The sequence below is a fragment of the Maribacter sp. genome, assembly GCF_016744255.1.
GTDB lineage: Bacteria > Bacteroidota > Bacteroidia > Flavobacteriales > Flavobacteriaceae > Maribacter_B.
This window is the reverse complement of sequence record NZ_JADGES010000001.1, coordinates 61,201-75,181: the sequence shown is the minus strand read 5'-3', so window position 1 is coordinate 75,181 and position 13,981 is coordinate 61,201. Positions and strand designations below refer to the sequence as shown.

13 protein-coding genes are annotated in these 13,981 nt (G+C 33.3%); 4 read left to right on the top strand and 9 right to left on the bottom strand.

Annotated elements, in window-relative coordinates; all coding sequences use genetic code 11:
• Positions 1-114 precede the first annotated feature (114 nt).
• The 6 genes from QZZ51_RS00360 to QZZ51_RS00335 form a co-directional block, all read right to left on the bottom strand.
• Entirely contained in the window at positions 115-2,334 is a 2,220-nt protein-coding gene (locus QZZ51_RS00360; protein ID WP_291864315.1) for an NADP-dependent isocitrate dehydrogenase, read from the bottom strand.
• 674 nt (positions 2,335-3,008) lie between these two features.
• Positions 3,009-3,359: a 50S ribosomal protein L19 gene (gene rplS, locus QZZ51_RS00355; RefSeq protein ID WP_291864312.1), complete on the bottom strand. Its 351-nt coding sequence runs from the start codon at positions 3,357-3,359 to the stop codon at positions 3,009-3,011.
• A gap of 136 nt (positions 3,360-3,495) precedes the next feature.
• Complete coding sequence (gene trmD / locus QZZ51_RS00350; RefSeq protein ID WP_291864310.1) at positions 3,496-4,170, bottom strand: tRNA (guanosine(37)-N1)-methyltransferase TrmD; 675 nt, start codon at positions 4,168-4,170, stop codon at positions 3,496-3,498.
• Positions 4,171-4,284: 114 nt separating this feature from the next.
• Entirely contained in the window at positions 4,285-4,908 is a 624-nt protein-coding gene (locus QZZ51_RS00345; protein ID WP_291864307.1) for a tRNA (guanine-N1)-methyltransferase, read from the bottom strand.
• A 147-nt stretch (positions 4,909-5,055) separates the two neighbouring features.
• Positions 5,056-6,504 (bottom strand): glyceraldehyde-3-phosphate dehydrogenase, encoded by a 1,449-nt coding sequence (locus tag QZZ51_RS00340; RefSeq protein WP_291864304.1) that lies wholly within the window; start codon positions 6,502-6,504, stop codon positions 5,056-5,058.
• A 115-nt stretch (positions 6,505-6,619) separates the two neighbouring features.
• On the bottom strand, positions 6,620-8,014 hold the full coding sequence (locus tag QZZ51_RS00335) for a trypsin-like peptidase domain-containing protein (RefSeq protein ID WP_291864302.1): 1,395 nt from the start codon (positions 8,012-8,014) through the stop codon (positions 6,620-6,622).
• Between the two features lie 115 nt (positions 8,015-8,129).
• Between QZZ51_RS00335 and dapF the strand changes: the two genes are divergently transcribed.
• The 4 genes from dapF (at position 8,130) to QZZ51_RS00315 (ending at position 11,250) form a co-directional block, all read left to right on the top strand.
• A complete protein-coding gene (gene dapF, locus QZZ51_RS00330; RefSeq protein ID WP_291864301.1) occupies positions 8,130-8,915 on the top strand; it encodes a diaminopimelate epimerase in 786 nt (261 codons plus the stop codon).
• On the top strand, positions 8,909-9,439 hold the full coding sequence (locus QZZ51_RS00325) for a GNAT family protein (RefSeq protein WP_291864298.1): 531 nt from the start codon (positions 8,909-8,911) through the stop codon (positions 9,437-9,439). The genes dapF and QZZ51_RS00325 overlap by 7 nt, the downstream gene beginning before the upstream one ends.
• Positions 9,430-10,473 (top strand): endolytic transglycosylase MltG, encoded by a 1,044-nt coding sequence (mltG, locus tag QZZ51_RS00320; protein WP_291864296.1) that lies wholly within the window; start codon positions 9,430-9,432, stop codon positions 10,471-10,473. The genes QZZ51_RS00325 and mltG overlap by 10 nt, the downstream gene beginning before the upstream one ends.
• A gap of 147 nt (positions 10,474-10,620) precedes the next feature.
• A complete protein-coding gene (locus tag QZZ51_RS00315; RefSeq protein WP_291864295.1) occupies positions 10,621-11,250 on the top strand; it encodes a hypothetical protein in 630 nt (209 codons plus the stop codon).
• A 60-nt stretch (positions 11,251-11,310) separates the two neighbouring features.
• Here the strand turns inward: QZZ51_RS00315 and QZZ51_RS00310 are convergent, their stop codons facing one another.
• Genes QZZ51_RS00310 through dnaA form a run of 3 tightly spaced genes read right to left on the bottom strand, consistent with a single transcriptional unit; the run spans position 11,311 to position 13,917 of the window.
• On the bottom strand, positions 11,311-12,030 hold the full coding sequence (locus QZZ51_RS00310) for an SAM-dependent methyltransferase (RefSeq protein ID WP_291864291.1): 720 nt from the start codon (positions 12,028-12,030) through the stop codon (positions 11,311-11,313).
• Positions 12,030-12,482 carry a low molecular weight protein-tyrosine-phosphatase gene (locus QZZ51_RS00305; protein ID WP_291864289.1) on the bottom strand — a complete coding sequence of 151 codons (453 nt, stop codon included), beginning with the start codon at positions 12,480-12,482 and terminating at the stop codon, positions 12,030-12,032. Before QZZ51_RS00305 ends, QZZ51_RS00310 begins: the two co-directional genes overlap by 1 nt.
• A gap of 10 nt (positions 12,483-12,492) precedes the next feature.
• Positions 12,493-13,917 carry a chromosomal replication initiator protein DnaA gene (dnaA, locus tag QZZ51_RS00300; protein ID WP_291864287.1) on the bottom strand — a complete coding sequence of 475 codons (1,425 nt, stop codon included), beginning with the start codon at positions 13,915-13,917 and terminating at the stop codon, positions 12,493-12,495.
• Positions 13,918-13,981: the final 64 nt, after the last annotated feature.

Below are 13,981 nucleotides of genomic sequence, written 5' to 3'. Positions count from 1 at the left end.
TTTTTATAAAAGTAGTTAGGAAATAAATAAAAATCTTACGCTTGACAATTATTTATAAAGAAAAAACCCTTGTTTGTGATAAACAAGGGTTTTTTTATAAAATAGAAGATAACTTTACATTTTATCTATTATATTGTTTAAGGTTTTGCTTGGTCGCATTGCTTTAGCTGCTAAGTCTGCATCTGGAATGTAATATCCGCCAATGTCATTTGCATTTCCTTGGGCGTCTATTAATTCTTGAGCAATAGTACTTTCATTAGCTAACAATTCTTGATAAACCAATCCAAAAAAGCTTTTTAATTCCGCATCTTCATTTTGGTTAGCTAAAGCCTCTGCCCAGTATAGGGAAAGGTAAAAATGACTTCCTCTTGTATCTGTTTGGTTTACCTTTCTAGAAGGAGACTTATCGTTAATTAAGAACTTTTCAGTGGCCATATCCAAAGTGTCTCCTAAAATTTTAGCTTTTGCATTATTATTTTTTTCTCCAAAAAATTCTAAAGAAACTCCTAAAGCTAAAAACTCACCTAAAGAATCCCAACGTAAGTGGCCTTCTTCTTCAAACTGTTGTACGTGCTTAGGGGCAGAACCTCCTGCTCCAGTTTCAAATAATCCACCACCATTCATTAATGGAACAATAGATAACATTTTAGCACTTGTGCCAACTTCTAATATTGGGAATAAATCTGTTAAGTAATCTCTTAATACGTTTCCGGATACAGATATAGTGTCTTCCCCTTTTATTATCCTCTCTAAGGTAAACTGCGTAGCTTTAATCGGAGATAAAATTTGAATATCTAATCCTGTAGTATCATGATTGGGTAAATATGCATTTACCTTTTTAATGATTTGTGCATCGTGTGCTCTGTTCTTATCTAGCCAAAAAATAGTTGGAAGTTTAGTTGCTTGCGCTCTAGAAACGGCTAGTTTTACCCAGTCTTGAATAGGAGCATCTTTAACTTGGCACATTCTCCAAATATCTCCTTCTTCTACGGCATGTTCAATTAAAGTGTTTCCAGTAGTAGTATCTATAACTTTTACCGAACCTTTAGAATCTATTTTAAATGTTTTGTCATGAGAGCCATATTCTTCAGCCTTTTGAGCCATTAGACCTACATTAGGAACTGTACCCATTGTAGTAGGGTCAAAAGCACCGTGTTTTTTACAAAAATCTATGGTAGCTGTGTAAATACCAGCGTAGCTACTATCTGGGATAACAGCTTTAGTGTCTTGTGCTTTGCCTTTTGCATTCCACATTTGACCAGAATTACGAATCATTGCTGGCATGGAAGCATCGATAATAACATCACTAGGAACATGAAGGTTGGTAATTCCTTTGTCCGAATTTACCATGGCTAAATCTGGACCGTTTGCAATTTCTGCTGCGATATCTGCTTCTATTTCTGCTTTTTTTGCGGCAGGAAGCTCATTTAGTTTATTGTATAAGTTGTCTAAGCCATCACTTGCTCGAATTCCTATTGCATCAAAAGTAGCTTGGTGTTTTGTAAATACGTTTTCAAAGAAGGCTTCTACGGCATGACCAAAAATAATAGGGTCAGACACTTTCATCATCGTAGCTTTCATATGCAAAGAAAATAGTACTCCTAGCTCTTTTGCATCTGCAATTTGTTCCTTTAAAAAAGCAATAAGAGCTTTTTTATTCATTACAGTAGCATCTATAATTTCCCCATCTAAAAGTGCTATTTTTTCTTTAAGTGTGGTAATAGTTCCGTTTTCTGCAACTAATTCAATTTTGACATTAGTGGTAGACGGTATAGTTACAGATTTTTCATTTGCTTGGAAATCTCCAGCTCCCATTGTGGCAACATGCGTTTTAGAATCGGAACTCCAAGCACCCATAGAATGGGGGTTTTGCTTGGCGTAGTTTTTAACTGCTTTTGGGGCTCTACGGTCCGAATTTCCTTCTCTTAAAACAGGATTTACTGCGCTTCCTTTAATTTTGTCGTATCTAGATTTTATATCTTTATCCGCATCTGTAGAAGCTTCATCAGGATAACTAGGTACTTTGTAACCTTTATTCTGTAATTCTTCAATGGCTTCTTTTAATTGAGGGATAGAGGCGCTAATATTAGGTAATTTAATAATATTTGCTTCTGGCATTTTTGCCATCTGTCCTAATTCCGCTAAATCATCTGTTATTCTTTGGTTTTCCTTAAGGAATTCTGGAAATGTAGCTCTTATTCTTCCTGCTAATGAAATATCTTTGGTTTCAATAGTGATTCCAGAAGTTTTTGTAAAAGCTTTTACGATAGGTAAAAATGATTGTGTTGCTAAAGCTGGTGCTTCATCCGTTTTTGTGTAGAAAATTTTAGGCATGTAGTATGGGTTTCATTTTATTTAAGCGCAGCAAATATACGATATAAAAAGGTTTTAGTAAATGTGGTAGTTGTACTAAGCGTTATGATTTTTGTGAAATTTATAAACAATAAAAGCCATATCATGTACAAGTACAGGATATGGCTTTCTAGAAATAGTTTTCAAACATGTTGTTCTAGTATTTAAATAGAACGGCAACCATTGATTGCATTTGTGTAACTATTTTCAACGTTTAAAATAATAAGTTTTTTACTAATTGAGCAAGCAACTTTATTGTTTCTTCTTATTGTGTTTATATATTTATTTAGATTATCAACTAAAAAGCCTACTACCAAATTAAAAATATATTCATACTACCATAACCAAAGCGACAGCCTTGTAGGAATACTCATCTTTATTGATGTTTTGTATTTAATAATACGAAACTCACTTTAAGATTACACAATAATATAAAGAACGTAAACTTTATAATGATTTAATTTGATGGTCTCAAGACTACCCGAGATTACCTCCTTTTATAATCATACTTAAAGATAATAAATATATTTTAAAATTATGCTTTTTTGTATGTATTTAGTAATCAACAGCTTGTTAACTACGGTTATTAACAATTGTTCATAAAAAAGCACTACCCATAGGAGTAGTGCTTTTTTTATAAGTCTAAGCTAGTAAGTTTACTTACGAATCTCTTTGATTCTTGCTTTCTTACCAGTTAATTCTCTAAAGTAGACAGTTCTAGCTCTACGTACTTTACCTTGCTTATTAACTTCTACTTTTTGTAAAGCAGGTAAGTTAATAGGGAATATACGTTCTACACCAACAGTACCAGACATTTTACGGATAGTAAATGTTTCTGTAGCTCCAGAACCTCTTCTTTGGATAACAACTCCTTTAAAGAACTGTGTACGTGTTTTTTCGCCTTCTTTAATCTCATAGTATACTGTAATAGTATCTCCTGCTGAGAAATCAGGGAAATCTTTTTTAGGAACGAATTCGTTTTCTACAAACTTAATAAGTGATTCCATTTTTATTTTTTGACATTATATTTAAATAACATTCACGATTTTCGTCAGAGGTTATTTTAATAGTGCGCAAAAATACGCTATTTATTAAAATTAACAATAAATTTTAATTATTATTTTAAATTTGTAATTACTTGTTTTACTCTAACAAATCTGGCCTAAGTTTTTCTGTCCTTTCTAGAGCCTTATTTTCTCTCCATTCTTCTATTTTAGGGAAGTTACCGCTTAGAAGTATATCAGGAACCTTGTGCCCTTTGTACTCAGCTGGTCTTGTATATATTGGAGGTGCTAAAAGATTGTCCTGAAAGGTATCGGTTAGGGCAGAGGTTTCATTACTTAATACTCCTGGGATTAGTCTAATTATAGCATCACATAAAATGGCTGCTCCAAGTTCACCACCAGATAGCACATAATCGCCAACGGATATTTCTTTAGTTATAAAAAGGTCTCTTACGCGTTGATCTACGCCTTTGTAGTGTCCGCATAGTATAATAAGATTACCAACGAGAGATAATCTATTCGCCATTTTTTGGTTTAATGTATCCCCATCGGGAGTCATATATATAACCTCGTCATAATCTCTTTCTGCTTTTAGTTTAGAGATACATTTGTCTATTGGTTCTATCATTAAAACCATTCCTGCGCCACCTCCAAATTGATAATCATCTACTTGATTGTAGCTTTTATCTGTGTAATCTCTAATGTTATGAAAATGCACTTCTACCAATTCCTTTTCAATAGCTCTTTTTAATATAGAGGCTTCAAAAGGGCTTTTTAATAGTTCGGGGAGTACGGTTATAATGTCTATACGCATAAAAGCTACTTATTGATATTTGGCGCGGTAAAATTAAGCAAAAACAATGGTATTTTGTTTTGCTTTTTAGGAAGTTCCTTTTTAAATAAAAAAAGCCCCGAAAGGAGCTTTTAGTTATTTAGATTTTTTGTATTTATTAATCTCGTCTTGCAGTTGTCTGCTTATTTTTTGTTCTCTTTCTAGTGCCCTTCTTCTGTGGTCTTCATATTCCGTTTCTACTTCTGATAAGGACGTTTTTGCCTCTTGCGTTAATACGTTACTTCTTCTGAACTTATAAATGAATCCAATAAGAAATAATAAGAGAGAGCCTATGATGGTCCATAGAATAACATTGTAGGTTCCTTTAGATACAAGGATACCTAAAAAAGACATGCTGTCTTTTTCTTCCGTTACGGCGGATAGGTTGTTGCTGGTTTCTGCTAATTTTTTTTCTAAGGAAGTAATAGTAGTTTCGTGGCCTTTTATAGTGGCTTTAAGACCATCTTCTTTTTTGTTGTAAACATTTAGAGAATCTAGTACGTTTTGTTTTAATTTGTCTAGGGAAATAACTCTTACAACTTCGTATTTTTTTCCGTCAGCTCTGTAGTTGCCAGATTTTTTGTAGATAAAGTCAAACTGGCTCTTGATGTTTCCTTTGTCTAGAGATAAATCTTGTTGATCTTTCTCTTCTTCTTGTCCAAATTGTAGGTTAATTGTGAACAAGGCGATTACTGCAAATAGTATTCTTAAACCTTTCATTTGTTAATGGTTTGTATATTAATTAAAAAGTGATTTAGAGGGGGACTAAAATACTTCAATAATATCAATAAAGAAAAAAAAAAGAAAAAAGGTTTTATTTTAAATGGATTAGCATTAAAATAAAACCTCTTAAATACAGTGTTAGTCCTAGTAGTACGTATACCTTCTTACTTTAGATATATATTTGGCTAATCGAATAACTTGGTGAGAATAACCATATTCATTATCATACCATATATAAAGTATAATATTTTTTCCTGATTTTTCTACTATTGTGGCTTTGCTATCATAAATAGAAGGAGCAGAAGTCCCAATAATATCGGATGAAACCATCTCTTTGCTTAAAGAATATTTTATTTGTTCTACTAAATCGCCTTCTAAAGCGTATTTTTTGATAATAGTATCAATGCCATTTATAGATGTTTTGTTTTTAATTTCTAAATTTAATATGGCTAGGGACCCATTAGGGACAGGAACTCTTATGGCATTAGAAGTTAATTTATTTTCTAATGCAGGTAGTGCCTTTGCTACAGCTTTTCCGGCTCCTGTTTCTGTTATTACCATGTTTAAAGCGGCAGCCCTTCCTCTTCTGTATTTTCCGTGCATATTGTCTACCAAGTTCTGGTCATTGGTGTATGCGTGGATGGTTTCTAAATGCCCTTTGGTTATTCCTAAAGAGTCATCAATTACTTTTAGTATTGGGGTAATTGCATTAGTTGTACAGGAAGCTGCAGAAAATATTTTAATGGTGTCAGGGCTGTATTCATTATGGTTTACACCATGAACAATATTAGGAATTTCTTTTGCAGGTGCGGTTAAAAGGACTCTAGATGCACCTTTAGATTTTAAGTGTCTACTTAGTTCTTTTTTATCTCTAAAGGCTCCGGTATTATCAATAATTAATGCGTCTTTAATGCCATAGTTAGTATAATCTATGTCTTCTGGTTGTGCTGCATTGATAATATGCACCGTAGTCCCATTGATGATTAGTGCATTATTTTTAACATCGATGTCTACAGTTCCATTGAACTTTCCATGAACAGAATCGGTTCGTAATAAATTAGCTCTTTTTTCCAAAATTTCTTCACTGGTAGCCCCGCGAGTAACTATAGCTCTTAGTCGCATTTGGGTTCCTTTTCCAGTTTTGGCCATAAGTTCTCTGGCAAGAAGTCTACCTATTCTGCCAAAACCATATAAAACTACATCTTTAGGTTTTATTTCATCAGAATTATTGGCGTCTTTAAGTTTGTTGATAACAAACGATTTTACGTTACTAGAATCATTATTGTCGGAATGATACTCATAAGTAAGTTTACCGATATCTAATTTAGAAGGGGGTAATTTTATGTCGTTTATAGCTCTTAAAATCTCTACAGAATCAAAAATTGATATTGGTTTTTGAACAAATTCACCTGCGTACTCATGTAAGTTGATGATGTCGCTTACATTTTTATCAATTACTTGGTTTTTAAATAAAACTATTTCTATGGATTTATCATACCACAAATCACTTGTTAGTTTGATAAATTCGGTAGTTGCCTTCCTTCTATCGGCTTGAAAAGCAAGCTCTTTTTCGTACATTTTATTTTTTGCCATAATGACTTTATGATTGTTTATTGGTTTGCAAAAATACTTATTTCAAACGTTTTCGTAAAAATATTATTGCATAAAAAAAACGCTCCGTTTATGGAGCGTTTTTTTAAGAGTACTGTTATTGAAAAATAAGCCTTTCTCGTTCGCCTTTTTTATTGAGCATTGTAATACTTGTTTTGCCATATCTAGAGATACGTCCAAACAATGTTTTTGCCTCTTGGATATTATTTATTTTGTCTTCGCCTACAGATAATAAAATTTTCCCTTTTAACCCATATCCTCTATATAGTTCGGGAACCTCAATTATTTTAACCCCAGTTTCGGTTTTAAATTGTTTTTTGTCCTCCTCGGTAAGGTTTTTTACTTTTATTCCCATCTCAGCTATAAATAGTGCTTGTCTTTCTTTAAGGGTAACGGGTACTATTAGTGTTTCATTAGAACGTATTAGGGTTAATTCTACTTCGTCTTTTGGTCTTTTTGTAGAAATGTATCCTATTAGATCAGAAAATTTACGAACATCAATATTATCTACTTTTTTAATTATATCCCCAGATTGAATATTGGCATCTTCGGCTCCTGATCCGGCTTCCACACCATCAACATATACACCTTCAATTTCATTTATTCCATTTTCAATAGCGTAAGGAGAATTCATTGGAGGGGAGGTAATACCAATAATTCCTTTTAAAACATTGCCATATTCCATAATGTCTTCTACGACTTTTTTGGCAATATTACTTGGAACGGCAAAAGAGTATCCAACATAAGAGCCTGTTTGTGATGTTATTGCAGTGTTAATTCCGACTAAATCACCATTGGTGTTAACTAAAGCTCCTCCGCTGTTTCCGGGGTTAACGGCAGCATCTGTTTGTATAAAAGACTGGTCTATTTGTCCAAGGGCTCTTGCTTTTGCACTTACAATGCCAGCAGTTACAGTAGAGGTAAGGTTAAAAGGGTTGCCTACGGCTAATACCCATTCTCCTATCTTTACATTGTCTGAGTCGCCAAAAGCAAGGTATGGAAGTTGTTTTTTCGCATCAATTTTTAATAAGGCAATGTCGGAGTTAGGGTCTGTGCCAACTAATTCTGCATCATATATTTTATTATTATTCAGAGTTACCTGTAGTTTATTTGCTTTTGAAATAACATGGTTATTGGTAACTATGTAGCCATCAGGTGATATGATTACGCCAGAGCCAGTTCCTATTTGTGGTGTTTGGCTAGATTTAGACCCATAGAAGAACTCCATGATATTTGTAGGCCCGGAACCTAGGGTCACATTTTTAACGTGTACTACTGCGTTTACTGTAATTTCTGCAGCTGTAGTAAAATCTAATTCATTTATTCCGGCTCCTTTAGGGGAAGTAGGAGTGTAGTTTGTTTGAAAAGTATTTGCTTTAGGTTCTTGAGTAATAACGGTATAATTGGTGTTTTCAAAAAAAAGCTTATAAGTACCAAGTGTAATTGCGCCTGCAAAAACGGCGACTAATAGTAAGTTGCTAATTTTTTTCATTTGTATGTGTTTTAAAATATGCATGTAAAATTAATAGATTTAGTCATTAGTAGATTGTCTTTAACGACTTTTTAACTGCCAAAAAAAACTTAATAATTTCTATCTTTGTTATATTATGAAGAAAAAGGATATTACGTTTTATAAATACCAGGGAACAGGTAACGATTTTGTAATGATTGATAATAGGGATTTAAAATTCCCAAAAGAAAATACAAGATGGATTGCTTTTCTTTGTGATAGAAGACTTGGGATAGGGGCAGATGGCCTTATTTTATTAGAAGAAGATGCTGTTTCTGATTTTAAGATGGTTTATTATAATTCCGATGGAAAAGAGAGTACCATGTGTGGTAATGGAGGAAGGTGTCTTGTTGCTTTTGCGCGATTTTTAAATGTAATTAAAGATAAAACTTCTTTTATGGCTGTAGACGGGTTGCATAGTGCTACTATGGATGGTGATGTAGTGAGTTTGCAAATGATAGAGGTGAACGATGTTAAAACAAAACCAGGAGCTATGTTTTTAAATACAGGTTCTCCACACCATGTACAAATGGTAGAAAATCTTTCGGAATTTAAGGTGAAGAAAGAGGGAGAGAAATTAAGATATGGTTTATATGGTGAAACGGGAAGTAATATTAATTTTGTGGAACCTATAGGGGAAAATATGTTTGCTGTACGAACCTATGAACGCGGTGTTGAAGATGAAACGTTGTCGTGTGGAACAGGTGTTACTGCGGTTGCAATTGCAATGCATAAAGCGGGTAAAGTGCATAAGAATCATGTTTATGTAGATGTTTTAGGAGGTAAGTTAGAGGTTACATTTCATTACGAAAATGGAACGTATAGTCAGGTGTTTTTAACTGGCCAGGCTAAGCAGGTTTTTAAGGGAGAAATATCATGTTAAATCTAGAGGGTAATAGAATATATTTAAGAGCTCTGGAAATGGGTGATTTAGATTTTTTGTATGCCTTAGAGAATAATACAGACTTATGGGAGATTAGTGGAACAACAACACCTTATTCTAAAAAGGTTTTACAGTTGTATTTAGAGAGTGCGCATAGAGATATTTACGATGTTAAACAATTGCGATTGTGTATATGTACTAAAGAAAAAGAAGTTGTTGGGTTGATAGATTTGTTCGATTTTGACCCAAAAAATAAAAAAGCAGGTATAGGTATTGTTGTTTTGCAGAAAGAGCATAGGAATGAAGGAATAGGGGCTGAGGCTATTGCTATTCTGTGCGATTATGCTTTTACGGTATTAGATTTACATCAATTATATGCTAATGTTTTAGAAGATAATATGGCAAGTATTCATTTGTTTAAAAAGTTAGATTTTAAGCAAATAGGAGTCAAAAAAGATTGGATTTATTCCAGCGGAAATTATAAGAATGAAATTTTGTTTCAAAAAATAAGCACATGTATATAAAGAAAATATTAGTAGCAATCGTTTTAGTGGGATTGGTTGCAGGGGGAATATTAGCCTATACGGTTTATGATGCCTTCTTTACACCAAACACTAAATTTAATAATGATAAAGCGTATGTTTTTATACCAACAAATTCTAATATTAACGATGTTGAAGTGCTTTTGGAGCCTATTTTAGAAGATATTTCTTCTTTTTTATCAGCTGCAGAACGAAAAAAGTATTCTGTAAATGTTAAGGCAGGGAAGTATGCTTTAAAGAAAGGGATGAATAATAATGAAATTATTGGTGTGCTAAGAAGTGGAAATACCCCAGTTAAAGTAGCATTTAATAATCAAGAGACTATAGCTGATTTAGCAGGGAGGATATCTAAACAGATAGAGGCGGATAGTTTAAGTCTTTTAAGCGCTTTTACCGATGCTTCTTTTTTAAAGGAAAATGGATTTAATGCGGATACTAATTTGGCAATGTATATAGCTAATAGTTATGAGTTTTTTTGGAATACCTCTCCAGAGGGTTTTAGAAATAAAATGCTTAAGGAGTACGCAAAATTTTGGAATGAAAACCGCTTGAAAAAGGCTAAAGCGTTAAATCTAACTCCTATTGAAGTGGTGTCATTGGCTGCGATTGTACACAAAGAGACTGCGAAAATAGATGAAAGGCCTCGAGTAGCTGGCTTATATCTAAATAGAATACGAAAAGGAATGCTTCTTCAGGCAGATCCAACTGTAATTTATGCGCTAAAAAAGGATCAGAACAACTTTGGTCTTGTAATTAAAAGAGTTCTTTATAAAGATTTAGAGATTGATTCCCCTTATAATACTTATAAATACACGGGTGTTCCTCCAGGCCCTATAACTATGCCAGATATATCTGCAATTGATGCTGTTTTAAGCTCAGAAAGACATGAATATATCTATATGGTAGCCAATGTAGAGAATTTTGGGTATCATAAATTTGCTAGAACCGCAGCTCAACATAACCGGAATAAGGTGCAATATGTCCGTTGGATAAATGCGAAAAAAATAAATAGATAGCATGTTGTCCTTGTTTTCGTGCTTGTTGACTAAAAATGAATATTTTAACAAAGTCTTCTAAAAATAGAAGGGGAATTAGGTCTAACTTTGCCAACTGAAATTTAAGCATGCTTTATTTTTAGTAGTCAGTCTTAAGAAAACAATTATATGAGAAGATGGATGTACGTAAGTTGTCCTCTTATCTTGACATTTATTTTTGTAAGTTTTGGTTTTAAGACCCAACAGGTTAAAGTCCCAAAAACTTTAAAAGTAAATGAACCTACTGAAGTTTTGTTTCCCAAAAGCAAGACTGTTTTTAATGGTGCAATTGTAGTACCTCCTTTTTTAGGAAGTTGTTACATTGGTTTTAAAGAGGCTCTGGCATTTAAAGAATCTCAAGGTAATTATTTTACCACAAATACTTTAGGGTATTTAGGTAAGTATCAATTTGGTGTGGGAACATTGCAATTGATGGGTGTTTATAATACAACACGTTTTTTGAACGACCCTATTTTGCAAGAAAAAGTTTTTCAAACCAATATATCAAGAAATAAATGGATTCTCAGAAGAGATATTCAGCGTTTCGTTGGTAAGAAAATAGGAGGCGTTATTGTTACCGAGTCTGGAATGTTAGCAGCGGCGCATTTAGCTGGCCCAGGAAACGTAAAGAAGTATTTGCGTTCGTATGGTAGTGATGATGTTATGGATGCTTATGGAACAACGGTATCTAAGTATTTAAAAAAGTTTTCAGGATATGATATATCGCATGTTACGCCGATAAGAAATCCAAAAGTATAGAAGAGTAAGTTTAATATGAAAATGGTAAGCCTTGATAGATAGAACCGTCAAGGCTTTTTTTTATGCTTGTATTATAAATATGGTAGGTCTTTTGTGTAAGTCTACCTTTGTTTTTTTCCAATCAGAAACTTTTTTGGTTGCTATAAATTCGGTAGGTAATGTAATATCGCAAGCAACACAGATATAGGAATTATCAGCTAGAGTTTTTGTTAGTTCTTGAAGCATTTTGTCATTCCTATAGGGTGTCTCAATAAATATTTGAGATTGTTTTAGTTCCCTGGATTTTTTTTCCAAAGTTTTAATGATTTTTTTTTTGTCGGAACTGTCTATTGGTAGGTATCCATTAAAAGCAAAATTTTGTCCATTGAATCCACTAGCCATAAGAGCTAATAATATAGAAGATGGTCCAACTAAAGGAACTACTTGTATGTTTTTTTCGTGTGCAATTTTAACAACATCTGCACCAGGGTCTGCAATACCTGGGCATCCTGCTTCAGATAAAATGCCAACATTTATACCATTTAAGCATGGGTCTAAAAAGCTAGGAATTTCATGGGCTTCAGTAAATTTGTTAAGTAAGTTTATTTCTAGACTTTGTTGTGATTTTCTAGGGTTTATTTTTTTAATAAAGTGACGAGCAGTCTTTTCGTTTTCTACTATATAATGATTAACACTCTCAATTGTTTGTTTAATAGAAATTGGTAAAACTTCTAAAGGTTCGTTATTGCCAAGAGTAGTTGGTATTAAATAAAGTTTTCCTTTAGTGGTTGTGGTTTCCATTATTGTAGTTTTTTAGCAATCTCGTTACAGGCTTTGTCTATTAATTGAAAAACATGCTCAAACCCTTCGTCTTTATCATGATATGGGTCGGGTACTTCCGTTGTTTTTAAATCAATTTCAGAAAGTAATAATCTTACTTTGGCGATATCTTGTTTGTTTGATGTTTGGGTAATTATGTTTTCATAATTACTTTTGTCCATAACATATATAATATCAAATTCTTTAAAATCTTTGGAAGAAAATTTTCTACACTTCTGTTGGTGAATATCAATTCCGTATTTCTGAGCAACTGCAATAGAGCGTATATCTGGCATGTTGCCTACATGGTATCCTGCAGTTCCGGCGGAATCAACAAAAATTTCAGCAGGGTTAATTTTGCTTTTTAGTATACCTTCTGCTAATGGAGACCTGCAGATGTTTCCGAGGCATACCATTAATATTTTGGTTTTCATCTAAAAGAGATTATGAAAATTTCTTTGTTAAATCATCAATGTACTTACGGAACTGTTTATCTGTTTCGGCAAGGTTATCAACGGTTTTGCAAGCATGTAATACCGTAGCATGATCTCGTTTTCCTATTTGGGAACCAATACTAGCAAGAGAGGCTTTTGTGAATTTCTTAGCGAAAAACATAGCTAATTGTCTTGCTTGTACAATATGACGTTTTCTAGTCTTAGATTGTAAGGTTGCAACATCCATTTCAAAATAATCAGAAACTACTTTTTGAATGTAGTCTATGGAAACTTCTCTTTTGGTATTCTTCACAAATTTCTCCACTACTTGCTGAGCAAGGTCTATGGTTACCTCTTTTTTATTGAAAGAGGATTGTGCTATAAGAGAAATAATAGCTCCTTCTAATTCTCGGATATTAGATTTTATGTGTTTTGCAACATAATCAATAATATCATTAGGCATCTCTACGCCATCTCTATATAATTTATTCTTCAGTATAGAAATACGTGTTTCGTAATCAGGGTTTTGTAGCTCTGCGGATAATCCCCATTTAAAACGAGATAATAAACGCTGTTCTATGTCTTGCATATCAACAGGAGCTTTATCAGATGTTAGGATTACTTGTTTTCCATTCTGGTGTAAGTGGTTAAAAATGTGGAAAAATACATCTTGAGTACCAGATTTTCCAGAAAGAAATTGTACGTCATCAATTATTAAAACATCTATTAATTGATAAAAATGAATAAAATCATTTCTAGTATTCTTTTTAACAGACTCTATGTATTGCTGTGTAAATTTCTCTGCAGAAATATATAGTACGGTTCTTTCTGGGTATTTGTCTTTTATCTCAACACCTATAGCGTGGGCTAAATGGGTTTTTCCTAATCCAACACCACCAAAAATCAGTAATGGGTTAAATGAAGTTCCTCCTGGTTTGTTGGCAACCGCCATTCCTGCAGAACGAGCCAATCTATTAGAGTCCCCTTCTAGGAAATTTTCAAAATTATAATTAGGGTTTAGTTGAGATTCTATTTTTATATTTCTAATTCCTGGAATTACAAAAGGATTTCTTAATTCTGGGTTTTTAGATTTAATAGGGACATTTAGCTCTTGTGATGCTAGATTTCCTCGATTTGTACTAGGAATTTTTTCGGTAAAGGGCTCTTTGTTTCCGTATGTGTTTTCCATACGAATAATGTAAACTAGCTTAGCTGTTTCCCCTAGTTCTTTTGTTAGGGCTACTTTAAGTAGTTTTACATAATGTTCTTCTAGCCATTCGTAGAAAAATTTACTAGGAACTTGAATGCTAAGAGCTTTTTCAGAAAGCTTTATAGGCTTAATAGGCTCGAACCAAGTTTTAAATGCCTGCGGTTGGATATTATCTTTGATAAAAGCCAGACAATTGTCCCAAACAGAATTAGCAGTAACACTCATTGTATTATTTCCCTCTTTTTTGGTTAGTGATTTCGTTTTTGCAACTTGTGTTTATTAAGTCGTA

Coding starts and splice junctions, on each gene's coding strand:
- QZZ51_RS00310 (WP_291864291.1), bottom strand. CDS start 12,030: ATGGAAACCACAACCACTAAAGGAAAACTTTATTTAATACCAACTACT.
- QZZ51_RS00335 (WP_291864302.1), bottom strand. CDS start 8,014: ATGAAAAAAATTAGCAACTTACTATTAGTCGCCGTTTTTGCAGGCGCA.
- QZZ51_RS00340 (WP_291864304.1), bottom strand. CDS start 6,504: ATGGCAAAAAATAAAATGTACGAAAAAGAGCTTGCTTTTCAAGCCGAT.
- QZZ51_RS00305 (WP_291864289.1), bottom strand. CDS start 12,482: ATGAAAACCAAAATATTAATGGTATGCCTCGGAAACATCTGCAGGTCT.
- rplS (WP_291864312.1), bottom strand. CDS start 3,359: ATGGAATCACTTATTAAGTTTGTAGAAAACGAATTCGTTCCTAAAAAA.
- QZZ51_RS00345 (WP_291864307.1), bottom strand. CDS start 4,908: ATGAAAGGTTTAAGAATACTATTTGCAGTAATCGCCTTGTTCACAATT.
- QZZ51_RS00325 (WP_291864298.1), top strand. CDS start 8,909: ATGTTAAATCTAGAGGGTAATAGAATATATTTAAGAGCTCTGGAAATG.
- trmD (WP_291864310.1), bottom strand. CDS start 4,170: ATGCGTATAGACATTATAACCGTACTCCCCGAACTATTAAAAAGCCCT.
- mltG (WP_291864296.1), top strand. CDS start 9,430: ATGTATATAAAGAAAATATTAGTAGCAATCGTTTTAGTGGGATTGGTT.
- dapF (WP_291864301.1), top strand. CDS start 8,130: ATGAAGAAAAAGGATATTACGTTTTATAAATACCAGGGAACAGGTAAC.
- QZZ51_RS00360 (WP_291864315.1), bottom strand. CDS start 2,334: ATGCCTAAAATTTTCTACACAAAAACGGATGAAGCACCAGCTTTAGCA.
- QZZ51_RS00315 (WP_291864295.1), top strand. CDS start 10,621: ATGAGAAGATGGATGTACGTAAGTTGTCCTCTTATCTTGACATTTATT.
- dnaA (WP_291864287.1), bottom strand. CDS start 13,917: ATGAGTGTTACTGCTAATTCTGTTTGGGACAATTGTCTGGCTTTTATC.